This is a genomic window from Roseibium sp. (assembly GCF_965276855.1).
Lineage (GTDB): Bacteria > Pseudomonadota > Alphaproteobacteria > Rhizobiales > Stappiaceae > Roseibium.
Genome location: NZ_OZ255700.1, coordinates 2,142,871 through 2,163,241, shown reverse-complemented (window position 1 = coordinate 2,163,241; position 20,371 = coordinate 2,142,871). Strand labels below are relative to the sequence as shown.

Genomic DNA, 20,371 nt, shown 5'->3' with positions numbered 1-20,371 from the left:
AAAGGGCGGCCCGGCAGCCGCCCTTTTCGTTTCTACGTTTCCCGAAGTCTTAGTTCGCCTTGACCTGAATGTTCAAGAGATCCGGCAGGGTTTGAGGCGCCGCCAAGCTGCCGACAATTTGCGCCAGCGGGACAGCTGCTTGCGGCTTGAGGCTCAAAGTGATCTCGCCTGGATTTTCGAGAAACTTTGAAACCGCTGATCGAACCATCTCGGTGAAAGCAGTATTTTGGATTGGCGCCGTCATTTCGGCTGCCTGCTCCGTCAGAGCTTCGCGGAACACATTGACCGGTATGTTCTGGTCATTGGCGATGTGAGCGAGACCGTTCTCGGTAACGCCGTCGTCGACAAACCGGATGCGGGCATCGATGAACTGGGCAACGATTAATGCCATCTGACCCTGGCCCTCAGGATCTTCAAAAAGCTCCTTCGGGACATTGCCGAACCGCGCGGAAGCCTCCGCCCGTCCAACACCTTCCATTTCGAACGTAAGCCGTTCGAGGTTGAGTTCCTTTGTGGCTTCGTCCCAATAAAGACGCGTTTCATCAGACCAGATGATCTCGGAGATCCCAAGCGCATCCAAAAATGCTTCCACTTCCGGATCGCCCAAAGCCTTTGCAGGGATCTGAATGCCGTCGTTCTTGGCATAATAGCTTGTAGGGATGGGCGGCACCGTTGAAGACATTCGCATCTCAGCACGGTTCACACTGGTGACACCAGCATCCGGCACGGCGACCTTAAGCCCCTCCACTTCATACGAAATGGACCGCGGCATGAAGGCCCGAAGGACGTCCAAAGGGTTATCCTCGCCATAATCGGGATTGTCGACCAACGTTGCGATCATGCTTTCCATCGGCGCGAAGTCGGCGAATTCAATATCGCCAAGTGCAGCCCATTCCAGAGACATGGCTGCACCCTCGGGCAGGTCTGGGGCGGCAACACCAACAAGCATCATTTCCCCGATGCCATCAGAACTGACATTTGTCAGTGCGGCCTCCTTGATGGTTACCTTCGCAGGTGTATCCACGCCTGCTTGCTCAATGCTGACGTCAATTCCGGAAACACGCGCGTCTGCGATCGCAAAGGAGCGGTAGATCTGGAAAACATTGGTGATGATGTCGACAGGCTCCGGCAATTCTCCGGCAATCATCTTGTCCATCAGATCGAGGAAATCATTTTCGCGTTTTACGAAGGTCAGATCGTCCATCGAGCTCCGGTCGATCTTGAAGGCAATCGTCGTCCCGTCGCCCAGATCCTGCCGAGTGGAATAATCAACCGCAGAAGCCGTCCTGATAACTGTTACTTGATCACCGGTCTCCGGAACATCCGGATCGAGCAGCGCAATCAGGGCGTTTGCATCCATGTCCTCATAGACAGTCTTTCCCTGGGAAGTGGATTGGGTGAGTGTCTGCCCGCTGGACTCATCACGGGTTTCGAGGATCTGGGTCATCTTGTCGAGCGAATAACGTGCGATTTTTCCGTCGACCGCCCCGGCCATGAGATACCCGTCCAGTTGAACGGTTCCAGACATGACTTGGGCTTCGTTGCCGTCTTCGTCTGCATATGCTTCCAGCGTCATGGCTGTCGTATCGACCCGAACCTCATCATAGGAAGCTTGCAGGAGGGTTTTGAAAAACGGCAACCATCGGCTGGCTTGTTTATCCGGATCTTCGGCAGGTAGAGCGGGTATGGCGAAGCTGTAGTTTTCAGCTTTTGCTCCGGCCAGACGTGCGTCAGCCAAAAAACGGCCTTCACCGTCAATGGCGGCTGATATGCTGAGGCTTGTGTCGTCCGAGTATGACCATCGGTCTGCGGAAAAGACGTTGTTGTCTTCGCTCAAACCTTCAATTGTCACCGTGCCCGATGATAGGGACAGGTCGTAGGAAAGGTTCGTGTTTTCGGAGGCGTCTGCGTCAGCGTCATCACCGTCAAATCCCTCGGCAGGAAGATCTGTGATAACGCCTTTGAACCCGAGACTGGCGCCCGAGATCGTGAGTGTATCTGTGGTTCCGTCATAGTTGATCGCACCGTCCTCAACTGTAAACCCGAGATCCCTCAGGCCGGCAACATAAGCGTTATAGGCTTCGAGCCCGGTCGTTTGCGCGCTGGCTATTCCAGGAGTAATTGCAAGAGCAAAACCGACCGAAAGCACGGTCGTTCTCATGGGCGCCAGGTAGGTGGGGCGGGGGCATTTGGAGAGAGGGCTGGAAAAATACAACATCTTGGCTCCGGTATCCGGGATAGTGGTCCGGCATATCCGAGGAAAAACACCCCTTGCCGTGATGACCTTTCAATAAACTATAGACCATTCTCACGAGAAGATGGCCCAAAGCTGGCGATCACTTTATTATCCTTGCTTCTGCCACTCGCTGCGGACTTCAGCGCTGGTTTCGGATGGCAGCGCGGAATGACTCTTGTGTTTGAACAAGTCAGTTGGAACAAGTTGGCGCCAGGCCCAAACCGCCGTACCACGCACAGTTTCATCCGGATCATCGAGTAGCTGCTCAACAGAGTGTACGAGATCCGATTTTCCGGAATTCCCGGCTGCGATTAGAACATTGCGCAGGAACCGGTTTCGGCCAATCCGTTTGATCGGAGATCCGGAAAAGAGTTTCCGGAACGCTGGGTCGTCCAATTTCAACAAGTCGGCGAGTCGGGGAGACTTCAAATCCTCCCGGGCCACCAGTTTTGCCTCGCTTGCCGCTTGAGCGAATTTGTTCCAGGGACATGCCGCCAGGCAATCGTCACAACCATAAATCCTGTTGCCGATGGGTTTTCGAAATTCATCTGGAATGGGACCGGCATGCTCGATGGTGAGATATGAAATACAACGCCGCGCGTCCAGCTGGTAAGGCGCTGGAAAGGCATCTGTTGGACAAGCATCGAGGCAGGCCTTGCAGGACCCGCAGTGATCGGTCTCCGCGCCGCTTTCCGGCAACTCCAGTGTCGTGAAGATAGAGCCCAGGAAGAACCAGGATCCGAGCTCCCGGGAAACCAGGTTGGTGTGTTTTCCCTGCCAGCCAAGCCCGGCCGCCTGACCCAAAGGTTTTTCCATGACGGGTGCTGTATCGACGAATACCTTCACATCTCCGCCCGCACGCGAGATCAGAAAACTGGCAAGTTCCTTAAGGCGCCCTTTGATGATGTCGTGGTAATCGCGATGCCGGGCATAAACCGAAATGCCGCCAGCGTCCTTGTCGCTCAGATGCGCCAATGGGTGGTTCTCCGGGGCATCGTCAGGGCTATAGTTCATGGCCAGCATGATGACGGAATTCACCTCGGACCAAAGCGCTTTCGGCGCCGCTCTGCGTTCGGCAGTTTCGGCCATCCAGCTCATCGAGCCGTGATAATTTTTTTCAAGAAACGTATTCAGCCGGTCTCTTGCGTGCGGAATACTGTCCGCGGCTGCAATGTTTAAGGCATCGAAGCCGAGTGCGGTTGCCTTTGCTTGGAGAGCTGCAACAAGTTTTTGCGTCTTGGTATCCAATACTGGCCCCAACGGTGCTCAAAAATCGAGATCCGCATAGGTCGATGCGGGTGGCATGCCCAGAACCTTTTCTCCCAGAAGAGGCCTCATGCTTGGGCGGGATTTTACCCGCGCATACCAGTTCTTGATATCCTCTTCGTTGTGCCATTTCACCTCGCCGAGATAGTCTGCGCAAGATAGCGCCGCAGCCAGCGCAAAATCCGCAAAAGAGAGGCGGTCGCCGGCAAGCCAGCGGCGGGACGCAACGAGGTAGCCAAAGTACTTCAGATGGTGGTCGATGTTGGCCCGGGCGACCCGTAGCGCCGCAGAATCCGGCTCGCCCCCACCGGCGGATTTCGGCATGATCTGTTTGTAAATCCGCTCCCGAACCAGATGACCGATCACTTCGACGTCAAATTTTGCCAGTGCCCAATCCACCAGTCTGCGAGTTTCCGCACGTGCATCGGGATGATCGGGCATCAGTCTGCGATCGCCGATCGCATATCCGCGGGTCTCATCAAGGTACTCCATGATCGGACCAGGGCCACAAATTGCCGGACCTTCATTCTCGACCATCACCGGAATTGTGCCTGCAGCGTTCAGGATGAGCAATTCCTGAGGCCGTTCCCACGGGTTGATATGCCGCTCCTCGAAAGCCGCACCATACTCGCTCAAGATCAGGCGAATAAACCGGGAGGAAGGTGAAAACGGGTGGTGATAAAGGGTCAGCATGAAAGCGTATAGAGCCTGAACTGTGGCAAGACTATGCCCGATGGCCGTGGCAGACGAGAAGTTTGCCTCAGAACTGGTTATCAAGGGTTTGACGGAGGTCTCCGGGTCCGGCAAATAGGCGGTCGGAATTCGTCGCGACAGTTAGCGGATCACCCCGCCTGTCATCAAGGCTTTTGGAGACCTGATACACAATGGATGGCCAAACGATTGTAAATGCTCTCATATTGGGAGTGGTTGAGGGGCTGACCGAGTTCATTCCGGTCTCCTCAACAGGGCATTTGCTCCTCATTGGTCATTTTCTGGGGTTTGAGAGCACCGGCAAAACGTTTGAGGTGTTGATCCAGCTTGGAGCAATTCTGGCGATTCTGTCGGTTTATTCTGCACGGCTGTGGCAGCTTGCGACGTCCTTGCCCAGTGATGCGGCCAGCCGCAGGTTCGTGTTTGGCATCCTGATAGCCTTTCTTCCGGCCGCCATTATCGGGGTCATGGCGCATGGCTTCATCAAAGAGGTGCTGTTTGAAACTCCAGCACTCGTCTGCACGACATTGTTGGTTGGCGGTATCATTTTGTTGTGGATCGACCGCCTCGAGCTTTCACCGAAATACACCAACGTGATGGACTATCCGCTGTCTCTTTGCCTGAAGATCGGGTTCTGCCAGTGCTTGGCCATGGTCCCCGGTGTCTCTCGGTCCGGCGCAACCATCGCCGGGTCGCTGTTGATGGGCACCGACAAGCGGTCCGCAGCCGAGTTTTCCTTCTTTCTCGCCATGCCGACTATGGCGGGGGCCTTTGCCTATGATCTTTATAAAAACCGAAATGTGATTTCGACGGACGATGTCGTCCTGATCAGTATTGGATTTGTCGCCTCCTTCATCGCGGGTTTCTTTGTAGTCAAAGGGCTCCTCGATTTCGTCTCCCGTCATGGCTTTGCGCCTTTTGCCTGGTGGCGCATTTTTGTCGGTCTGGCCGGTTTTGCCGGTCTTTATTTCCTAGGCTGATTTTTCAAGCCGGGGTGAGCCGTGCGCGTTTGCAAGCGCCGCATACTCCGATGCGATTTCCTCGCGCAGGTAAGCCGGTTCCAACAGTTCAGCTCCGGGTCCCAACCAACGGACAAGTGGCAGGATGCGTCCCGGGTCGACGCTCGGGATGCTGATCAGGATCTCTCCGTTGGCAATTGGTGTGAAAACCGCGTGGCGATAATACCAGTCTGCACTCAACCGTTTGGCCTGCCTTGCGGTCAAACGGATCTTGCTGATCTTGTCTTCCTGTTCCCAGCGGCGCATTGCATGTGACAACCAAGCACCACCCAAGAGGGACTGGATCGAAAAGTCTTTTGGCGGGAGGAACCGGAAACCGCTGACCTCGAGATCATGAACACGGTCTGCGCGGTAAACTTTTAAGGTATCCGTGTCGACGCACCGGCCGGCAAGATACCAAAGATCCCGGTCGAACATGACACCTTGTGGCTCGACATCATGGGACTTGCGGGTTTGCCGCGACGGATTGACGTGATCGAACCGCACCCGTCTTGCCTCCAGGATGCCGGTCATGAAGCCGTCGAGTGCGCTTTGCCATGCGTCGGTTGCTTCAGCTTTAGTACCGGAGTGAAAGATATCGGGCGGGATCGGTTCGATCCCGACAATTCGTTCGGCATCCTTCAGCAGTCCGTGGACCGCCTTTGGAAGTGTCGCCAGAAGTTTTTGTTCCGCTGAGGAGAGGTCGGTCGCCAGCGGAACTGTTCTGCTTGACCGGACGAGAGCCATTGCTGTGAGAAGAGCCGCAGTCTCGTTCCGGGTAAGCGCGACAGGCGGCTGCAGATACCCCTTGGCCAGCCGGTAACCGCCTTCAGCCCCGCGTTCTGCATCGATCGGCACACCAAGGGAGATCAGCCTGTCGATATCCCGGTAGACTGTTCTCAAGGAGACGTGAAACCGGTCTGCCAGAACCGTCGCGGGGACGAGTTTGCCGCCGGTCAACAGCAGCAAAATGCCAAGTGCGCGTTCGATCGGGTTCATGAAACAGGGCTCTTCAGAGTTGTAGCGAAAAAAATCTTATCCTGAGAACAGAACAAGATCAAACCTGACTCCCTGCTGTCAGGATTGCCCTGCCAGAATGGTTTCATCCCCGGACAAGACGGGGTGACAATGATCCCGGAGAAGAGAGATGAGCCTTGAGATTGATACCGTTTTCCGCCGCCGTGCCCATAACCGCAGTCTTTTCCTCACTGCCATTCGTACTCTGGCCGCAGGTGTTCAATTGTATCTGCGCCGCAGGTCAACTGAGCGGGCTCTTGCACGTTTGAGCAATCAGGAACTGGACGACATCGGTCTTGTGCGAACGAACCGGGGATACCGCGAGCTGCACCATGACCGCCTCGGCGCGAGCTATTGGAATGACTGAAGAAACAAGAAGTCCGGCGCTATCTTATGCGCCGGATTTCCGTGTCAGGGATTTGATCTCGGGCCGGTTTCGCCTGCATCCTCAGGTCGAGCTGTGGCATAGCCGAGAACAAAAAAGGCGGGCCAAGCCCGCCTGATCGTATGCTTGAAGCCCGGCCGGCCTCAGGTCCGGTTGGCCTTGTGGGCGTCATACTGGCCATGTTCGCGGAACCGGTCGAGATAAGACGGTAGAATTGCAGCCAGGGTCGTCGGTTCGATCCCAATGCCGGAAAGGGTTCGGCCTTCAGAAATTGCCGCTTCAGACACCACATTGTCTTTCTTGAGCAACTCCACCTGATCCGCCGTTAGCGGGGACCCGGGCAGATACTGCATGACCTTGCCCATGACTTCGGAAACAGGGAAGGGGATCGGCAGCAGAACGCGAGAGCGCTGTGTGACCTCCAGCATGTCTTCCAGGCAGTCCCGGAAACTCTTGATTTCTGGTCCGCCGAGTTCATAAACCGAGCCGGGCTGAAGAGTGCCGTCAACCGCACGGGCAACAGCTTCGGCGATGTCACAGACATAGACCGGCTGGAACTTGGTCTCCCCGCCGCCAACCAGGGGTAAGACCGGCGAAATTCGGGCCATCCCGGCAAACTGGTTGAAGAAATTGTCTTCCGGCCCAAAGACGATCGAGGGCCGCAGGATAATGCTGTCTGGTAGGGTTTCCAGAACACCGGCTTCGCCGACAGCTTTGGACCGGGCATAGGCAGAGGCGCTCTCAGGATCTGCGCCAATTGCTGAAATGTGGGTAATGCCGTTCAGTCCGGCCGCACGGGCGGCCTCGGCAATGGCGCGGGGCCCGAAGGCCTGAACAGCATCGAAACTTTGTTTCCCGGTTGGTGCGAGGATGCCGACCGCATTGACAACAGCGTGGGCCCCTTGAACGGCGCGATCGACTGACCAGCGGTGGCGTAAGTTGGCTTGCACAGCCATGATTTGACCGGGTGCGCCGAGTGGTTGCAAATGGCTGGCGAGATCGGGCCGCCGCACGGCCGCCCGTACACGGTAGCCGCGCTTAGACAATGCCTGAACGATATGCCGGCCGAGGAAGCCGGATCCACCGAAGACTGTGACGAGTTTTCCGTTAAGGGGTGTGGACATCGTGAGAAGGCCCTTTGTCGCGTCCAAAAGCTTTACCCGGCAAAAAGGCCGGGACTTTCCAACAGTCTCTTAGACCGTTGCGTGCGGTGTGTGAAGGGCTGGAGGAAAAGGATCGAAAAAAGTATAAGACGGCGATTGACAAGCTGCGGGCTGCCCCTTACAAGCCCCCCTCACGGCCCAGGTGGCGGAACTGGTAGACGCGCTAGCTTCAGGTGCTAGTGCCCTTACGGGCGTGGAGGTTCGAGTCCTCTCCTGGGCACCAATCATACGTTTCAGATCATCCAGTTCGATCCGAAACTTCTCGAAAAAGCTCCGGTTTCCGGAGCTTTTTTCGTATTCGGCGTCCGGTGTTGTCCGATGGGGTTGCTGGTATCCCAGCATACGTTCTGGTCCCGGTTCATGGGCAGGTTTTCTCGATACCGGTTGGGGGCGAGACTGTACTTGGAGTCGTGCCGTGGTCGCAGAACCAAGTTTTTGTGCCGGACGCTTGACTCCACAGTCCCAAAGACGCGGAAACCACAGCCTGCCGCCTATCTGGAGGCTTTATGGCAGTCTCGGTGGTACGCGACAGCGACTCTTAAACGAAAGCGGCTTGCTGCAGACCTTGGAAAGCCGTGTGAGATCGGAGCAAGGGCATGAGAGCATGCCCCACCGCCTTTATCGCAATTTATGGCCTCTCGGGCTAACTCTTCTTGCCGACAGACCTTCCGGCCCCTTCTGGCTGTTCAAGCGCCGCATGGGCGTGATGATAGGACTGCAATTGCTCCGCAACCGCTTGATCCGGCAGAGAACTTGCGCGGGTCGTTAGGTCCACATGCAACAACAGTGTTTCAACGGTCGCTGCAAGCGTGTCGTCCGGCCCGTAAAGGAAGTGGAAGAGGTGCTGCTTCTTGCCCTTACCCTCAAGCACTTGGGTGCGGATGGTCAGCCGGTCACCGGCGTGAAGTTCGCTGAGATAACGGACATGGGTTTCGATGGTAAAATAGCTTTTGCCAGACGCGATATAGTCTGCGTCCGCACCGATCAGCTCCATGAACCGGTCTGTCGCGAGTGACCCGGCCTCGAGATAGTGGGTCTCGTTCATATGGCCGTTGTAGTCTGTCCAGCTGACCGGAATTTGCCGGTCGGCGGTAATTGGCAAATCCGTGGCGTCAGGTTTTGGCAATTCTGCCTCATGGCGCTGGATCACGCCGCCGGCGCCACTGCCGGTCTTTTTGAGCGCCCGCATCATGCCGACGAGATTGTCGTCCCGCAGACGCTCCAGCTCACGGATCGACATTTGGCCGGATTGCGCATCCGATTGCCCTGCGATCAGATCAACCAGCTCATCGGTGAACTCCGGGACGTCCATCAGTTTTGTCCAGGGCCACTTCAGGGCAGGGCCGAATTGAGCCATGAAATGCTTCATGCCGGCTTCACCACCGGCAACCCGGTAGGTCTCAAAGAGGCCCATCTGCGCCCATCGGATGCCAAAACCCATCCGGATGGCCTCGTCGATTTCTTCCGTGGTGGCTATGCCGTCTTTGACCAGCCACAAGGCCTCGCGCCAGACCGCTTCCAGAAACCGGTCGGCAATGTGAGCGTCGATTTCCTTGCGGACCATCAGGGGGAACATACCGATCGAACGGAGAATGGACGCAGCCGTCTCGCAGGTCCTGGCATCTCCAACCAGCTCAATGAGCGGCAGGAGATAAACCGGATTGAACGGGTGGGCGACGATTGCGCGCGCGCCTTTCTCGTTCAGCTCCGATGGCTTGAAGCCGGATGTTGATGAGCCGATGACCGCGGTCTCCGGCGCCAGTGCGCTCAGGTCTCCCAGGATCTTGTGTTTCAGGTCCAGCCGCTCTGGAATGCTCTCCTGGATCCAGTCTGCGTTCCCGACAGCATCTGCCATCGCGGAGTGGAAACTCAAGGTCCCTTCGGCCGGCAGCGCCGTGTCATAGAGGGCGGGCAGACTGCGCCGCGCATTGGCGATCACTTCGCCGATCCTGCGTTCCGCGTCGGGGTCAGGATCAAAAACGGCAACATCCCAACCGTTCAGGAGAAACCTTGCGGCCCAACCTCCACCGATGACGCCGCCGCCAATAATTGCCGCCTTCATTTGGGTGCCCTCTTGGTCAGACCCAGTGTTTCTCGCACGGCGTCTGGGCCAGCTATTCGGGCGCCCATGCCTTCAATGAGGCCGACCGCCTTTTCGACAAGCTGGGCATTGGTGGCAAGAACGCCCTTTTCCAGGAAGAGATTATCTTCCAGGCCAACCCGGACATTGCCACCTGCCAGAACGGAAGCTGCGACATACGGCATTTGATCGCGGCCAAGGCTGAAGGCCGACCAGGTCCAGTCTTGCGGCACCGCATTCACCATCGCCATGAAGGTGTTGAGATCGTTTGGCGCGCCCCAGGGAACGCCCATGCACAGCTGAACGAGGGCCGGGGATGTCAACGTGCCTTCTTCGACCAGCTGTTTGGCAAACCAGAGATGACCGGTGTCAAAGGCTTCAATTTCCGGCTTGACGCCGAGCTCGGTCATCATGCCGCCCATGGCCCGGAGCATGCCCGGAGTGTTGGTCATGACATAATCGGCTTCGGCAAAATTCATGGTGCCGCAGTCAAGGGTGCAGATTTCCGGGAGGCACTCGGCGATATGCGCCATACGCTCGCTCGCCCCTATCATGTCTGTGCCAGCCTCGTTCACAGGGAATGGCGCCTCGGTTGATCCAAAAACGATATCGCCGCCCATTCCCGCTGTCAGATTGAGGACCACATCAACGTCGGCCGAGCGAATGCGGTCCGTGACTTCACGGTAGAGGTCCAGACGGCGGGAGGGGGCACCGGTCTCCGGATCGCGGACATGGCAGTGAACGACTGCAGCACCCGCCTTGGCTGCATCGATGGCGCTGTCCGCGATTTCCTTCGGGCTTCGCGGAACGTGAGGCGATTTGTCTTGGGTTGAGCCGGAGCCAGTGACGGCACAGGTGATGAAGACATCCCGGTTCATTTGAAGTGGCATGGTTTCCCCTTTTATCGGCCTTTCCAGACCGGGTCGCGTTTTTCTGCAAAGGCGCGGGCGCCCTCAAGTTGATCGTCCGATCTATAGAGGCGTTCGACGGTTTCGAACTGGCTCTTGGTGATCCGGTTCATGGCGTCCTGGAACTTCATGTCTTCCGCTTCGCGGACAACTTCCTTGATCGCGGCGTAGACGAGCGGTGGCCCGGAGGCGAGCAATTCTGCCATCTTCCGAGCCTCTGTCATCAGGTCAGCAGCCGGGTGGACGCGGTTGACCAATCCCCAACGTTCGGCTTCCTCGACATCGATCCAGCGGCCGGTCAGGAGCATTTCCATGGCAATGTGATACGGGATGCGTTTGGGCAGCTTGATGCTGGCGGCATCGGCCACAGTGCCGGAGCGGATTTCCGGCAGAGCAAACGTCGCATGATCGGCAGCCAGGATGATGTCGGCAGACAGGGCGAGCTCAAGTCCGCCGCCGCAGCAAATGCCATTGACGGCCGCGATCACCGGCTTGTTGAGGCCGCGCAATTCCTGCAATCCGCCAAAGCCGCCTTTGCCGTAATCACCATCCACCGCATCACCGTCGGCGGCAGCCTTCAGGTCCCAGCCCGGGCAGAAGAACTTTTCACCGGCGCCTGTTACGATCGCCACCCGCAGATCCGGGTTGTCGCGAAAGTCAGTGAAGACATCTCCCATGATCCGGCTTGTTTTGAGGTCGATGGCATTGGCCTTTGGCCGGTCCAGCGTGACCTCCAAAATATGGCCGGTGACGCTTGTCTTGATTGGATTATCCGTCATGGTTTTGTCCGCATCTGATGAGGGCATCGGCCGCAATCGCAAAGTCCTGGCCGCAAAGGAGGGGATTTATCTCGGCCTCTTCGACCGTTCCGGATTGAACGTAGTCTTGGAGAGCGATGATCGTATCGAGAATCTTAGGAAGGTCGCAAGCAGGCCGGCCGCGGTAGCCGGCGAGCACTTTTGAGATTTTCAGTCTTCCGAGAGCTTTTTCAATTTCTGAACGGCCTGCGGGAACGGTGAGGGACACGCCGTCTTGCAGGAGTTCGGTCAAAACGCCCCCGGCAGCGATGGTGAGAACATGGCCGTGCCCAGGGTCCCTCACGATGCCGATCAGGAGCTCTGCCTGCGCGCCGGTGACCATTTCCTCCACGAGAAAAGTCCCGACAGACATTTTTTCCGCTGCCAACTGAAGATCTTCCTGGGAATTGAGATCGAGAACCACCGCCCCGGCTTCGCTTTTGTGCGCGATGCCTTGCCCTTTCAAAACAACGGGAAAACCAACATGTTCGGCCACTTCTGCCGCCTCCTGCGGGGAGGCTGCGGAAGCGCTTTTGGGGACGCGGATCCCGAAAGCTTCAAGCTGTCGCTTGGCTTCGTGTTCGCTCAGGGTTTCAGGGTTCGTCAATGGTGGTGAGGTGAAGACGTTATCAGCCGGAGGGGGGCTCATATTTGAAGCCGCGGCGATGGCTGCAAGGGCCTCTTCCATGCCTGAAAAGGGAACCAAGCCGCGGTCGATAAGGTCTACCGCAATGTTTTCCGGCAAGGCTTCGACCAAAGAGCTGACAATGCCCATCGGCTTGTTCGACAGGTTGGCGGCCGCTTCGATGGAGCCGATCACCTTTTCCCACTCGGCGCCATCGCAGCGGTCTTCCCGTGGGAAATCCAGGACCACGAGGCCAAGCGCCAGATCTCCGGCCATCATGGCGGCAAACGTGGCCGTCATCGCATCCGAGTCACCCCAGATATAGGTGTGATAATCGAGCGGGTTGGCGAGGGCGACTTTGGGGCCGAGCGCGTCTCTCAGTCCGTCTGACTGGGTTTGGGTAAGGTTCGGAAAAACAACATCATGGGCCAATCCGAGATCCGCCATGAGGCTGGCTTCGCCGCCGGAACAGGAGAGCGACGCGATCTGCGCAGATTCCAAAGGGCCATGCACGTGCAGGAGCTTGAGCGTTTCCAGAAGCACCGGTAGAGACCGGACTTCAGCAATACCAAGCCGGTCGAACAATGCGGTTGCGCCTGCGGACGAGCCGGCAATGGAGGCGGTATGCGAGACCGTGGCGGCCTGAGCCTGGTCGGAACGGCCGGTCTTCAGCGCCACGACCGGTTTTCCGCAGGCCCAGGCCTTTCTCGCGAAGGCTTCAAAAGACTTGAGATCATCGATCCCCTCAATATGAAGGCCTATCGCTGTGACCCGGTCATCGTCGAGCAAAGCTTCGCCGATGTGTGATAAACCTGACTGTGCCTGATTACCCACTGTCATGATGTAGGCAATCGGCAGGCCGCGCGCCTGCATGGTGAGGTTCAGGGCGATGTTGGAACTTTGCGAGATAATGGCAACGCCGCTGGAAACTTTCGCAAGGCCGTGCTGATCCGGCCAGAGCGACGCGGTCTCCAGCGCGTTGATGAACCCGTAGCAATTGGGCCCGAGGATCGGCATGTCACCGGCAGCAGTTACCAGCTCTTCCTGGAGGTTGGCGCCATCTTCCAGTTCTGCCGCGGCTTCCCGGAAGCCGGACGCAAAGCAAACGGCACCGCCTACGCCCAATCGCGCAGCTTCCCGGATCACCTCGATGGTTGCATGGCGGTTGACGCCGACGAAAATTGCATCCGGCACCTCATTCAACTGGTCAAGGGACGAGACCGCCGGAAAACCTGCGATCTCGCTGCGTTTTGGATGAACGGCCGTCAATTGGCCCGTGTAGCCAAAGGCGTGACATTGATTGAGTACGCTTTCGCACCAGGTGCCCCCGCCCACGACTGCAATCGAGCGCGGGTTCAGCAGCCGGTTCAAGGACCGCATCCTTATGCTCCCAGCGGACGGAAAATGTCCCGGCTGATGATGTGTCGTTGAATTTCGCTCGTGCCGTCCCAGATCCGCTCAACCCGCGCATCGCGCCAGAAACGTTCGATGGGGAAATCATCCATCAGGCCCATACCACCGAAGATCTGCAAGGTGGTGTCGGTCACGCGGGCCAGCATTTCGGTCGCATAAACCTTGGCGCTTGCGATTTCCCGGTTGGCGGGCAGGCCCTGGTCGAGACGCCAAGCCCCGGCAAGCGTCAGCCAGTCCGCCGCATCGATCTCCGTGATCATGTCGGCAACCTGGAAGCTGACACCCTGAAACTTGGCGATGGATTGGCCGAATTGCTTGCGTTCGGCAGCGTAGTTCACCGCGTAGTCGAAACAGCGGCGTGCGCGGCCAACGCTCATCGCCGCAACGGTCAGCCGCGTGGCGTAAAGCCATTCGTTCATGACCTCAAAGCCGCCGTCCACTTCACCCAGCACTTGCGCATCCGGCAAACGGCACTGGTCGAAGTACAGAATGTAATTCTTGTAGCCCTTGTGGCTGACGGAATTGTAGCCGTCGCGTACGTCGAAACCAGGCGTGCCGCGATCCACCAGAAAGCAGGTGATCCGTTTTTTCGGTCCTTTTGGTGTTTCGTCGACGCCGGTTGCCACGAAGACGATAAAGAAATCGGCATGCTCGGCACCGGAAATGAAGTGCTTGGAACCGTTTATCACCCAATCCCCGCCATCACGCACGGCCTGGCATTTCATGCCCCGCACATCCGAGCCTGCATCCGGCTCCGTCATGGCCAAAGCGTCCATTTTCTCGCCGCGCACAGCCGGGAGCAGGTACTTCTCTTTTTGCTCGCCTTCACAGGCCATCAGGATGTTTTGCGGACGGCCGAAGAAATGGTTGAGCGCCATGGACCCACGGCCAAGCTCCCGCTCCACAAGCGTGAAATCGAGGTGGCCGAGGCCAGCGCCGCCAACGCTTTCCGGGAAGTTGCAGGCGTAAAATCCGAGATCGATGCACTTTTGCTTGAGTTCTTCTCCAAGCTCATTGGGCACCTGACCGGTCTTCTCCACCATCTCCTCGTGTGGGTAGATTTCGTTCTCAACAAAAGACCGTACCGTGGACACGATCATTTCTTGTTCTTCGGTCAGGCCAAAATGCATCGCCAGCGCCCCTCTTGATTTGATTGATCGAGAGTGAGAGAAAGCAAGCTGATTGTCTGTGCAGTTTTGGTAAGATATCGTGCAGGTTTTGAGAAAAACTGAAAACGAGAATATTCCGCAGGGGCGGTCAATCTGCGTGCTGCTGTTCGACAACTTTTCCAACCATTGTCTTGCAAACGCGGTTGAGCCGTTCCGGGCCGCAAACACCATTGCGCGCCAACAGCTTTATTCCTGGCAGCATGTCAGCTTAGAGGGCGGTACGGTAACCTCATCAAGCGGCTTGCCGGTGGAAACGCTCAGGTGGCAGCAGGTGCAGCCGGGCGGCGACTACCTGTTTGTTATGCCAAGTTACGGCTTCAAGGCCTTTTCAACGCCAAAGCTGCATCAGATCCTCCGGGCGGCCCGGGCGCGGTTCAAGCTGCTGGGAGGTCTCGACACGGGTGCATGGATGCTCGCGGCCGCCGGCGTCCTGGAGAATGCTCGGGTCACCATTCACTGGGACGAGTTTGCAAGTTTTTCTGAAACCTTTCCCGATGTGGATGTCGTTGAAGACAGGTTTGTGCTGGAAGACCGTATTGCTACTTGTGGCGGCGCGTCCACGACATTCGAGTTGATGCTGGAGATTATCAAGAAAGATCACAGCTCCCTCTTTGCGCTGGAGGTGGCTGCGCTGTTCATGCATGGCAGCAGCGGCGAGCGTCCAGACCTGTTGCCGGTGCGCTCCGGTGATGCCCTCATGCGCGAAGCAACAGCCTTGATGCGGCGGAATATCGAAAGTCCCCTTGCCATTCCCACCGTTGCAGGAAGGCTCAAGGTTGATCAGCGTTTTCTTGAAACCCGCTTTCGATCTGAATTCGGAATGACGCCGTTGGCGGTCTATAAATCAATCCGGCTCAGGGAAGTGCGGCGTTTGGTTCAATCGACGGATTTGACCATTGCAGAGATCGCCGTGCGCTGCGGATACCAAAACGCCAGTGCCATGACCCGCGCCTACCGGCTTGAATTCGGATCTCCTCCAAGAAAGGAGCGGTGATGGACGGAGCAATCAGAAAATTCCGGGAAAACAAATTTATTTTCGGGCTCGGTCCCATTCGCACACCATATTGGTGCTCAATGACCCGCAAACCGGTCACCCGCTAAAACCAAAAGCAGGAACAAAGACATGAAAGCCGCGTACTACGAAAAAAATGGACCTGCCTCCGAGGTGATTATCGTTGGAGATCTGGACGATCCCAAACCGGCTCCAGGCGAAGTTCTTGTGCAGGTGGCAACTTCAGCTCCCAACCCTTCGGATGTGAAATCCCGGGCGGGTGCGCGCGGGCCGTTGGCTTTTGAGCGCATCATTCCGCACAGCGATGGTGCCGGCCGTATCGCTGCTGTTGGAGAGGGCGTGAATGAAGAGCGTATCGGCGAGCGGGTCTGGCTTTGGAATGCGGCTTGGAAACGGCCACATGGATCGAACGCCACGCTGGTCGCCCTGCACGAGGAGCAGGCGGTCTATCTGCCTCCGGAGGCAAGTTTCGAGGCGGGCGCTTGTCTCGGCATTCCTGCAATGACCGCGCACCGCTGCCTCTTTGCCGATGGTCCAATCGACGGCCAGCATATTTTGGTGACCGGCGGCGCGGGAACTGTGGGGTCTTATGCCATCCAGATGGCCAAACTGCGCGGTGCCAGGGTGTTCACCACCGTCAGCTCTGAGGAAAAGGCTGAGCATGCGCGGAAGATGGGCGCGGATGTCGTTTTGAACTATCGCGCCGAAGATGTTGCTGCAGCCATTTTGGACGCAACGGATGGAAAGGGTGTGGACCGGATCGTCGAGGTGGAGTTCGGAGGCAATCTCTCCGTCACACAAAAGGTGCTGGGTCAGAACGGAACGGTTGCTGCCTATGGCTCCATGGCGGACCCGGAACCGAAACTTCCGTTTTACCCAATGATGTTTGCCGGGCAGACCTTGCGGATGGTGCTGGTCTATGTCCTGCCCGAAGCCGCGCGAACCGCTGCTGTTGTCGACATCACCGGCTGGCTGACCAACAACGAATTGCAGCATCCAGTTGCCCGTACGTTCTCACTGGACCAGACTGCCGAAGCCCATGCCTTTGTGGAAGCTGGCACCAAAATCGGTACGACGGTGATCAAGGTCGCGGACCTATAGGCCAACGCATTCGTCACGGTTATTGTACTTGATCTAAAGAACAGTTGAGTTCGGACAGGGACCGCGAAAGACTGGTGATCTGTTCGCACCGTGGCCAGATAACAAGCATAGTGGCCATGAGGCGGCAGATATCAAGACGCGGAAGGGAGGTCCGCAGCAATGTCCATGGAGACCGGCAACGCCAGCAAATTTCTGATCATCGATGATCACCCGCTGTTTCGCGAAGCGTTGCACAGTGCCGTTGAGCTTGCCTATCCGAACTCAGATACGCTCGATGCAGCCTCACTTGATGAGGCGAACCAGCTCTTGCAGGACGATGCTGGCTTTGATCTGGCGCTCCTGGATCTATCGATGCCCGGCGTCAAGGGAATGGACGGGCTGCTGCATTTGAGAACCCATTATCCGCGCCTTCCGGTCGTGGTCGTCTCAGGGGCTGAGGATCCGCCGATCATTGCGCAAGTGCTGGCTTATGGTGCGGCCGGTTTCATTCCGAAATCCTCGAAGAAGACGACGCTGGCCGATGCCATTCAACAGGTTATGAACGGGGCAGTTTATGTGCCGGAAACCTATGCAGACAGTGCGGAAGACCCGATTGACGATGATACTCGCAAAATGATCGAACGGCTGTCCAGCCTGACGCCTCAGCAGATCCGTGTGTTGCAAATGATCTGCAATGGCCTTCTCAACAAGCAGATTGCCTATGAGCTGTCGGTTGGCGAAACCACGGTCAAGGCACATGTGTCTGAAATCTTGCGCAAATTGAGTGTTTCCAGCCGGACGCAGGCCGTCATTGAGGTCAATCGCCTTGAGGCGCTGGGCACCGCCAGTCCGTTCGAGCTGTCAACAGCGGCAGCGCCCGCCTAATCGGTCCAATAGCTGATAGAGACTATTCGCCGCCGTTGATCAGATGCGTTGCCAGAGCCCGCAATTGCGCCGGTTTCACAGGCTTCGGCATGTGTTCAACACCAAGCCGCTTGGCTTCTTCAACAACAGTTTCGGAGGCATCGGCCGTCGCAAGGATTGCCGGCACTTTGGTTGGCAGGATGGTGAAAAGCTGGGCCAGTGTTTCAGTTCCGAGAGTGCCATGATCCAGATGGTGATCGGCGATGATCAGGTCCGGGATCCAACGTAAGCTTTCCAATGCTTCCAGCGCGTCCCGTGTGGACCGCCCAACCTTGAATTCGCAGCCCCAGTTCGCAAGCAGCCCCTCCATTGCTTCAATAACGGCCGGATCATTTTCCAGAACCAATATCTTGCGACCGGAAAGGTTGCCCTTGGCTGCGGGTGGAGCCAACGGCTGGGCTTCTGCAGTTTGCAATGCCGGGGGAGTGGAGGCCCTGAGCGCACTTATGCGGAAGACGCTGCCTTTTCCGAGAGATGATTGAACAGAGACCTCATGATTGAGCGCGGTCACAAGACGATTGACGATGGCAAGGCCCAAGCCAAGTCCGGTTCCTTGATCTGCTGCTCCCTCTGATAGTGGTCCGCGATGAAATTCCTCAAAAATCTTCTCCTGCTGGTCTTCCGGAATTCCGCGACCCGTATCGATCACTTCAATTGAAATCCGGTCTCCCTGCCGCCGGGTGCCGATCAAGACACCGCCTTTGTCCGTATAATGAATGGCGTTGGAGATCAGGTTTTGAAGGGCGCGCCGCAGCATGAGCCGGTCGGTGTAGACATAGTCATTTGTCACGGCCACCCGCAGCCGCAGACCCTTTTTTTCGGCCATGGGCCGAAGATCGGACAGGAGACTGTCCAGAATTGGGGGAATCGGCACGGAAGTGAACCGCGGCATCGTCACGCCGGCATCCAGACGCGAAATATCAAGCAGCGTACGCAAGAGCTCATTCATCGTGTCGAGAGACCTTTCAACCTGCGCAACCATGGCTATTGCCTTGTCCGATTGCTGGAGGTCGTAAAGCGACGAGATCGTCAACTGGGCTGCATTGAGCGGCTGCAGAATATCGTGACTGGCAGCCGCGAGAAACTGTGTCTTCGACCGGTTGGCCCGCTCGGAGATGTCTTTCTGGCGGGCGAGCTCGACGTTGATTTCTTCTACGCGGCGTAAGGCGGATGTCAGTTCATCGGTTCGCTTCCGGATCTGACCCTCAAGGGAAATGGCCGTTTCAAACAGCGAAAACGCGTTGCGCTGTTGATCGACCGCCTGCTCAACGCGATTGAGCAGCGCTGCATTTATCTTTTTCAGCCGGACCGGGTCATCGATATCATAAAGGCTCATGATGGCGTTTCCGGTTCGGCTGGGGGTTTCGCAAAGGCAATTCCGGTGAACGTATGATTGAGATGCATCGACAGATATTGCTCGCCGTATGTGTTGAAGCCGAGCACATTATAAGCGTCATAGATCGCATTGATGCGCTGCGTCGCCTGCCGATTTTGCGCATCAATCCGGCGAAGGGCGCAGTCGAACCCGAGCACAAAATCGATGCCGCCGATTTCAGCATCGACACTCTCGAATGCTTCCCGCGTTGACCGGCTCATGCCCGTGGGCTCGGCAACGGTCAGGACAATCCCGTCGTCGATTGCACAGAAGAAGGAGAGCGACCCGTCCGGGTTTACCTTCTGCACCGAGCGGCAGTAATACTCACCGCCTACCCGGACCACGAGCGGATGGGACGCAAAACTCAGCGGAGACAGCGACGAAGGATCAAGCCCGACAGCGAGGGCATACTCGGACGCGGCTTCAGCGGCGTTGAATTCGTAGATAATCCTGCGTGCCGGATCAGAGCGGGTGACAACCAGTTTTCGGTCGGTCGGAATGAAGTTGTCGGTCTTGAAGATCTTGAAAGGGATGCGGCTGCGGCACAAAAGGACGATGGCGCAATCATCCCCTGCTGCCCCGTTGAGGATCAGGGAGGTCTTTGAAAAATGCATGCTGTCGCCAGCGGAGCCGCCCAGCAGAGGGATGTCCTCCAAAGCCCAGTGCAGGGCGGCGGTGACCATCTCCTCCACAACGGAAAGGCCGTCGATCAGGCACAGGGCAAAGGTGTCGCCTTTGTCTTCCGTGCCTGGAAATGGTGCCGGGTCGTGTTCAAAGGCCTGCCGTTCGCGTTTCACCTGGGCAACGATGCGGTCAAAACCGATGGATCGGATCCCGTCGATCCTGAATGGCGTGATCGCAAACTGATCTTTCGGAAACAAGATGGCCAGACACCGGCCGGCGCCCTCATCCACACCGCCAATTTCGTCGGCTGTTGAACACGCTGCATAGGGCAAACCGACAGCGTACTCAGCCATTTTCGACCGTAACAGGTCCGCCGGAAAACTGTCCTGGGAATAAAAGATCAATCCAAGGGAATACGCCGAAGATTGAGCGGCGGCTTCCAGATCTGCCCAAAATCGAGCATCGTCTGGCTGGCGAGCGGTCAAAGCTACGACCCCGCAGCCGAATTGCGTCCAGGCATTCGCGTCCAAAGTATCCTCCCGGATGACAGCGGCCTCTTGTCTCCGGGATTGCCGTCACCACTATAAA

Annotated in this window: 17 protein-coding genes and 1 tRNA gene; 6 read left to right on the top strand and 12 right to left on the bottom strand. The window is 57.2% G+C overall.

Features of this window, described 5'->3' with window-relative positions; all coding sequences use genetic code 11:
- Window positions 1-49 precede the first annotated feature (49 nt).
- The 3 genes from ACQY4Z_RS09890 to ACQY4Z_RS09880 form a co-directional block, all read right to left on the bottom strand.
- Window positions 50-2,149: a hypothetical protein gene (locus ACQY4Z_RS09890; RefSeq protein WP_428528833.1), complete on the bottom strand. Its 2,100-nt coding sequence runs from the start codon at window positions 2,147-2,149 to the stop codon at window positions 50-52.
- 195 nt (window positions 2,150-2,344) lie between these two features.
- Complete coding sequence (queG, locus tag ACQY4Z_RS09885) at window positions 2,345-3,484, bottom strand: tRNA epoxyqueuosine(34) reductase QueG (protein WP_428528831.1); 1,140 nt, start codon at window positions 3,482-3,484, stop codon at window positions 2,345-2,347.
- Between the two features lie 18 nt (window positions 3,485-3,502).
- Window positions 3,503-4,195 carry a glutathione S-transferase family protein gene (locus tag ACQY4Z_RS09880; protein ID WP_428529504.1) on the bottom strand — a complete coding sequence of 231 codons (693 nt, stop codon included), beginning with the start codon at window positions 4,193-4,195 and terminating at the stop codon, window positions 3,503-3,505.
- 191 nt (window positions 4,196-4,386) lie between these two features.
- On the opposite strand from ACQY4Z_RS09880, the gene ACQY4Z_RS09875 reads away from it, so the two are divergent.
- The gene (locus ACQY4Z_RS09875) at window positions 4,387-5,193 is read left to right on the top strand and encodes an undecaprenyl-diphosphate phosphatase (protein WP_209172272.1); all 807 of its coding nucleotides are present in this window, start codon (window positions 4,387-4,389) and stop codon (window positions 5,191-5,193) included.
- On the opposite strand, the gene ACQY4Z_RS09870 is transcribed toward ACQY4Z_RS09875, so the two are convergent.
- The gene (locus tag ACQY4Z_RS09870) at window positions 5,185-6,210 is read right to left on the bottom strand and encodes a helix-turn-helix transcriptional regulator (protein WP_428528828.1); all 1,026 of its coding nucleotides are present in this window, start codon (window positions 6,208-6,210) and stop codon (window positions 5,185-5,187) included. The two genes, ACQY4Z_RS09875 and ACQY4Z_RS09870, sit on opposite strands and share 9 nt — an antisense overlap.
- A gap of 148 nt (window positions 6,211-6,358) precedes the next feature.
- On the opposite strand from ACQY4Z_RS09870, the gene ACQY4Z_RS09865 reads away from it, so the two are divergent.
- Window positions 6,359-6,595, top strand: coding sequence for a DUF1127 domain-containing protein (locus ACQY4Z_RS09865; protein ID WP_428528826.1), 237 nt, complete (start codon window positions 6,359-6,361; stop codon window positions 6,593-6,595).
- Between the two features lie 161 nt (window positions 6,596-6,756).
- On the opposite strand, the gene ACQY4Z_RS09860 is transcribed toward ACQY4Z_RS09865, so the two are convergent.
- Complete coding sequence (locus ACQY4Z_RS09860) at window positions 6,757-7,737, bottom strand: complex I NDUFA9 subunit family protein (protein ID WP_428528824.1); 981 nt, start codon at window positions 7,735-7,737, stop codon at window positions 6,757-6,759.
- Window positions 7,738-7,912: 175 nt separating this feature from the next.
- Between ACQY4Z_RS09860 and ACQY4Z_RS09855 the strand changes: the two genes are divergently transcribed.
- Window positions 7,913-7,999, top strand: a tRNA-Leu gene (locus ACQY4Z_RS09855).
- Between the two features lie 420 nt (window positions 8,000-8,419).
- Here the strand turns inward: ACQY4Z_RS09855 and ACQY4Z_RS09850 are convergent.
- The 5 genes from ACQY4Z_RS09850 to ACQY4Z_RS09830 are packed head-to-tail and all read right to left on the bottom strand — an operon-like array spanning window position 8,420 to window position 14,729.
- The gene (locus tag ACQY4Z_RS09850) at window positions 8,420-9,838 is read right to left on the bottom strand and encodes a carnitine 3-dehydrogenase (RefSeq protein WP_428528822.1); all 1,419 of its coding nucleotides are present in this window, start codon (window positions 9,836-9,838) and stop codon (window positions 8,420-8,422) included.
- Window positions 9,835-10,746 carry a 3-keto-5-aminohexanoate cleavage protein gene (locus ACQY4Z_RS09845; protein ID WP_133945564.1) on the bottom strand — a complete coding sequence of 304 codons (912 nt, stop codon included), beginning with the start codon at window positions 10,744-10,746 and terminating at the stop codon, window positions 9,835-9,837. The genes ACQY4Z_RS09850 and ACQY4Z_RS09845 overlap by 4 nt, the downstream gene beginning before the upstream one ends.
- Before the next feature lie 11 nt (window positions 10,747-10,757).
- Window positions 10,758-11,543, bottom strand: a complete 786-nt coding sequence (locus ACQY4Z_RS09840) for a carnitinyl-CoA dehydratase (protein WP_428528819.1) — start codon at window positions 11,541-11,543, stop codon at window positions 10,758-10,760.
- Window positions 11,533-13,566 carry an acetate--CoA ligase family protein gene (locus ACQY4Z_RS09835; protein WP_428528817.1) on the bottom strand — a complete coding sequence of 678 codons (2,034 nt, stop codon included), beginning with the start codon at window positions 13,564-13,566 and terminating at the stop codon, window positions 11,533-11,535. Before ACQY4Z_RS09835 ends, ACQY4Z_RS09840 begins: the two co-directional genes overlap by 11 nt.
- A 2-nt stretch (window positions 13,567-13,568) precedes the next feature.
- Window positions 13,569-14,729: an acyl-CoA dehydrogenase family protein gene (locus ACQY4Z_RS09830; protein ID WP_428528815.1), complete on the bottom strand. Its 1,161-nt coding sequence runs from the start codon at window positions 14,727-14,729 to the stop codon at window positions 13,569-13,571.
- Window positions 14,730-14,808: 79 nt separating this feature from the next.
- Between ACQY4Z_RS09830 and ACQY4Z_RS09825 the strand changes: the two genes are divergently transcribed.
- The 3 genes from ACQY4Z_RS09825 (at window position 14,809) to ACQY4Z_RS09815 (ending at window position 17,745) form a co-directional block, all read left to right on the top strand.
- The gene (locus ACQY4Z_RS09825; protein ID WP_428528813.1) at window positions 14,809-15,762 is read left to right on the top strand and encodes a GlxA family transcriptional regulator; all 954 of its coding nucleotides are present in this window, start codon (window positions 14,809-14,811) and stop codon (window positions 15,760-15,762) included.
- Window positions 15,763-15,891: 129 nt separating this feature from the next.
- Window positions 15,892-16,881 (top strand): NADPH:quinone reductase, encoded by a 990-nt coding sequence (locus tag ACQY4Z_RS09820; RefSeq protein WP_428528811.1) that lies wholly within the window; start codon window positions 15,892-15,894, stop codon window positions 16,879-16,881.
- 159 nt (window positions 16,882-17,040) lie between these two features.
- A complete protein-coding gene (locus tag ACQY4Z_RS09815) occupies window positions 17,041-17,745 on the top strand; it encodes a response regulator (protein WP_428528809.1) in 705 nt (234 codons plus the stop codon).
- 22 nt (window positions 17,746-17,767) lie between these two features.
- On the opposite strand, the gene ACQY4Z_RS09810 is transcribed toward ACQY4Z_RS09815, so the two are convergent.
- Both ACQY4Z_RS09810 and ACQY4Z_RS09805 read right to left on the bottom strand, forming a co-directional pair.
- The gene (locus ACQY4Z_RS09810; RefSeq protein ID WP_428528807.1) at window positions 17,768-19,120 is read right to left on the bottom strand and encodes an ATP-binding response regulator; all 1,353 of its coding nucleotides are present in this window, start codon (window positions 19,118-19,120) and stop codon (window positions 17,768-17,770) included.
- Window positions 19,117-20,313, bottom strand: a complete 1,197-nt coding sequence (locus ACQY4Z_RS09805) for an FIST N-terminal domain-containing protein (protein ID WP_428528805.1) — start codon at window positions 20,311-20,313, stop codon at window positions 19,117-19,119. The genes ACQY4Z_RS09810 and ACQY4Z_RS09805 overlap by 4 nt, the downstream gene beginning before the upstream one ends.
- Window positions 20,314-20,371 lie beyond the last annotated feature (58 nt).

Bases quoted from the DNA above. Each gene is read 5' to 3' on its own strand.
- ACQY4Z_RS09860 (WP_428528824.1), bottom strand. From the start codon at position 7,737: ATGTCCACACCCCTTAACGGAAAACTCGTCACAGTCTTCGGTGGATCC.
- ACQY4Z_RS09820 (WP_428528811.1), top strand. From the start codon at position 15,892: ATGAAAGCCGCGTACTACGAAAAAAATGGACCTGCCTCCGAGGTGATT.
- ACQY4Z_RS09865 (WP_428528826.1), top strand. From the start codon at position 6,359: ATGAGCCTTGAGATTGATACCGTTTTCCGCCGCCGTGCCCATAACCGC.
- ACQY4Z_RS09880 (WP_428529504.1), bottom strand. From the start codon at position 4,195: ATGCTGACCCTTTATCACCACCCGTTTTCACCTTCCTCCCGGTTTATT.
- ACQY4Z_RS09815 (WP_428528809.1), top strand. From the start codon at position 17,041: ATGTCCATGGAGACCGGCAACGCCAGCAAATTTCTGATCATCGATGAT.
- ACQY4Z_RS09875 (WP_209172272.1), top strand. From the start codon at position 4,387: ATGGATGGCCAAACGATTGTAAATGCTCTCATATTGGGAGTGGTTGAG.
- ACQY4Z_RS09830 (WP_428528815.1), bottom strand. From the start codon at position 14,729: ATGCATTTTGGCCTGACCGAAGAACAAGAAATGATCGTGTCCACGGTA.
- ACQY4Z_RS09840 (WP_428528819.1), bottom strand. From the start codon at position 11,543: ATGACGGATAATCCAATCAAGACAAGCGTCACCGGCCATATTTTGGAG.
- ACQY4Z_RS09835 (WP_428528817.1), bottom strand. From the start codon at position 13,566: ATGCGGTCCTTGAACCGGCTGCTGAACCCGCGCTCGATTGCAGTCGTG.
- ACQY4Z_RS09810 (WP_428528807.1), bottom strand. From the start codon at position 19,120: ATGAGCCTTTATGATATCGATGACCCGGTCCGGCTGAAAAAGATAAAT.
- ACQY4Z_RS09850 (WP_428528822.1), bottom strand. From the start codon at position 9,838: ATGAAGGCGGCAATTATTGGCGGCGGCGTCATCGGTGGAGGTTGGGCC.
- ACQY4Z_RS09870 (WP_428528828.1), bottom strand. From the start codon at position 6,210: ATGAACCCGATCGAACGCGCACTTGGCATTTTGCTGCTGTTGACCGGC.
- ACQY4Z_RS09845 (WP_133945564.1), bottom strand. From the start codon at position 10,746: ATGCCACTTCAAATGAACCGGGATGTCTTCATCACCTGTGCCGTCACT.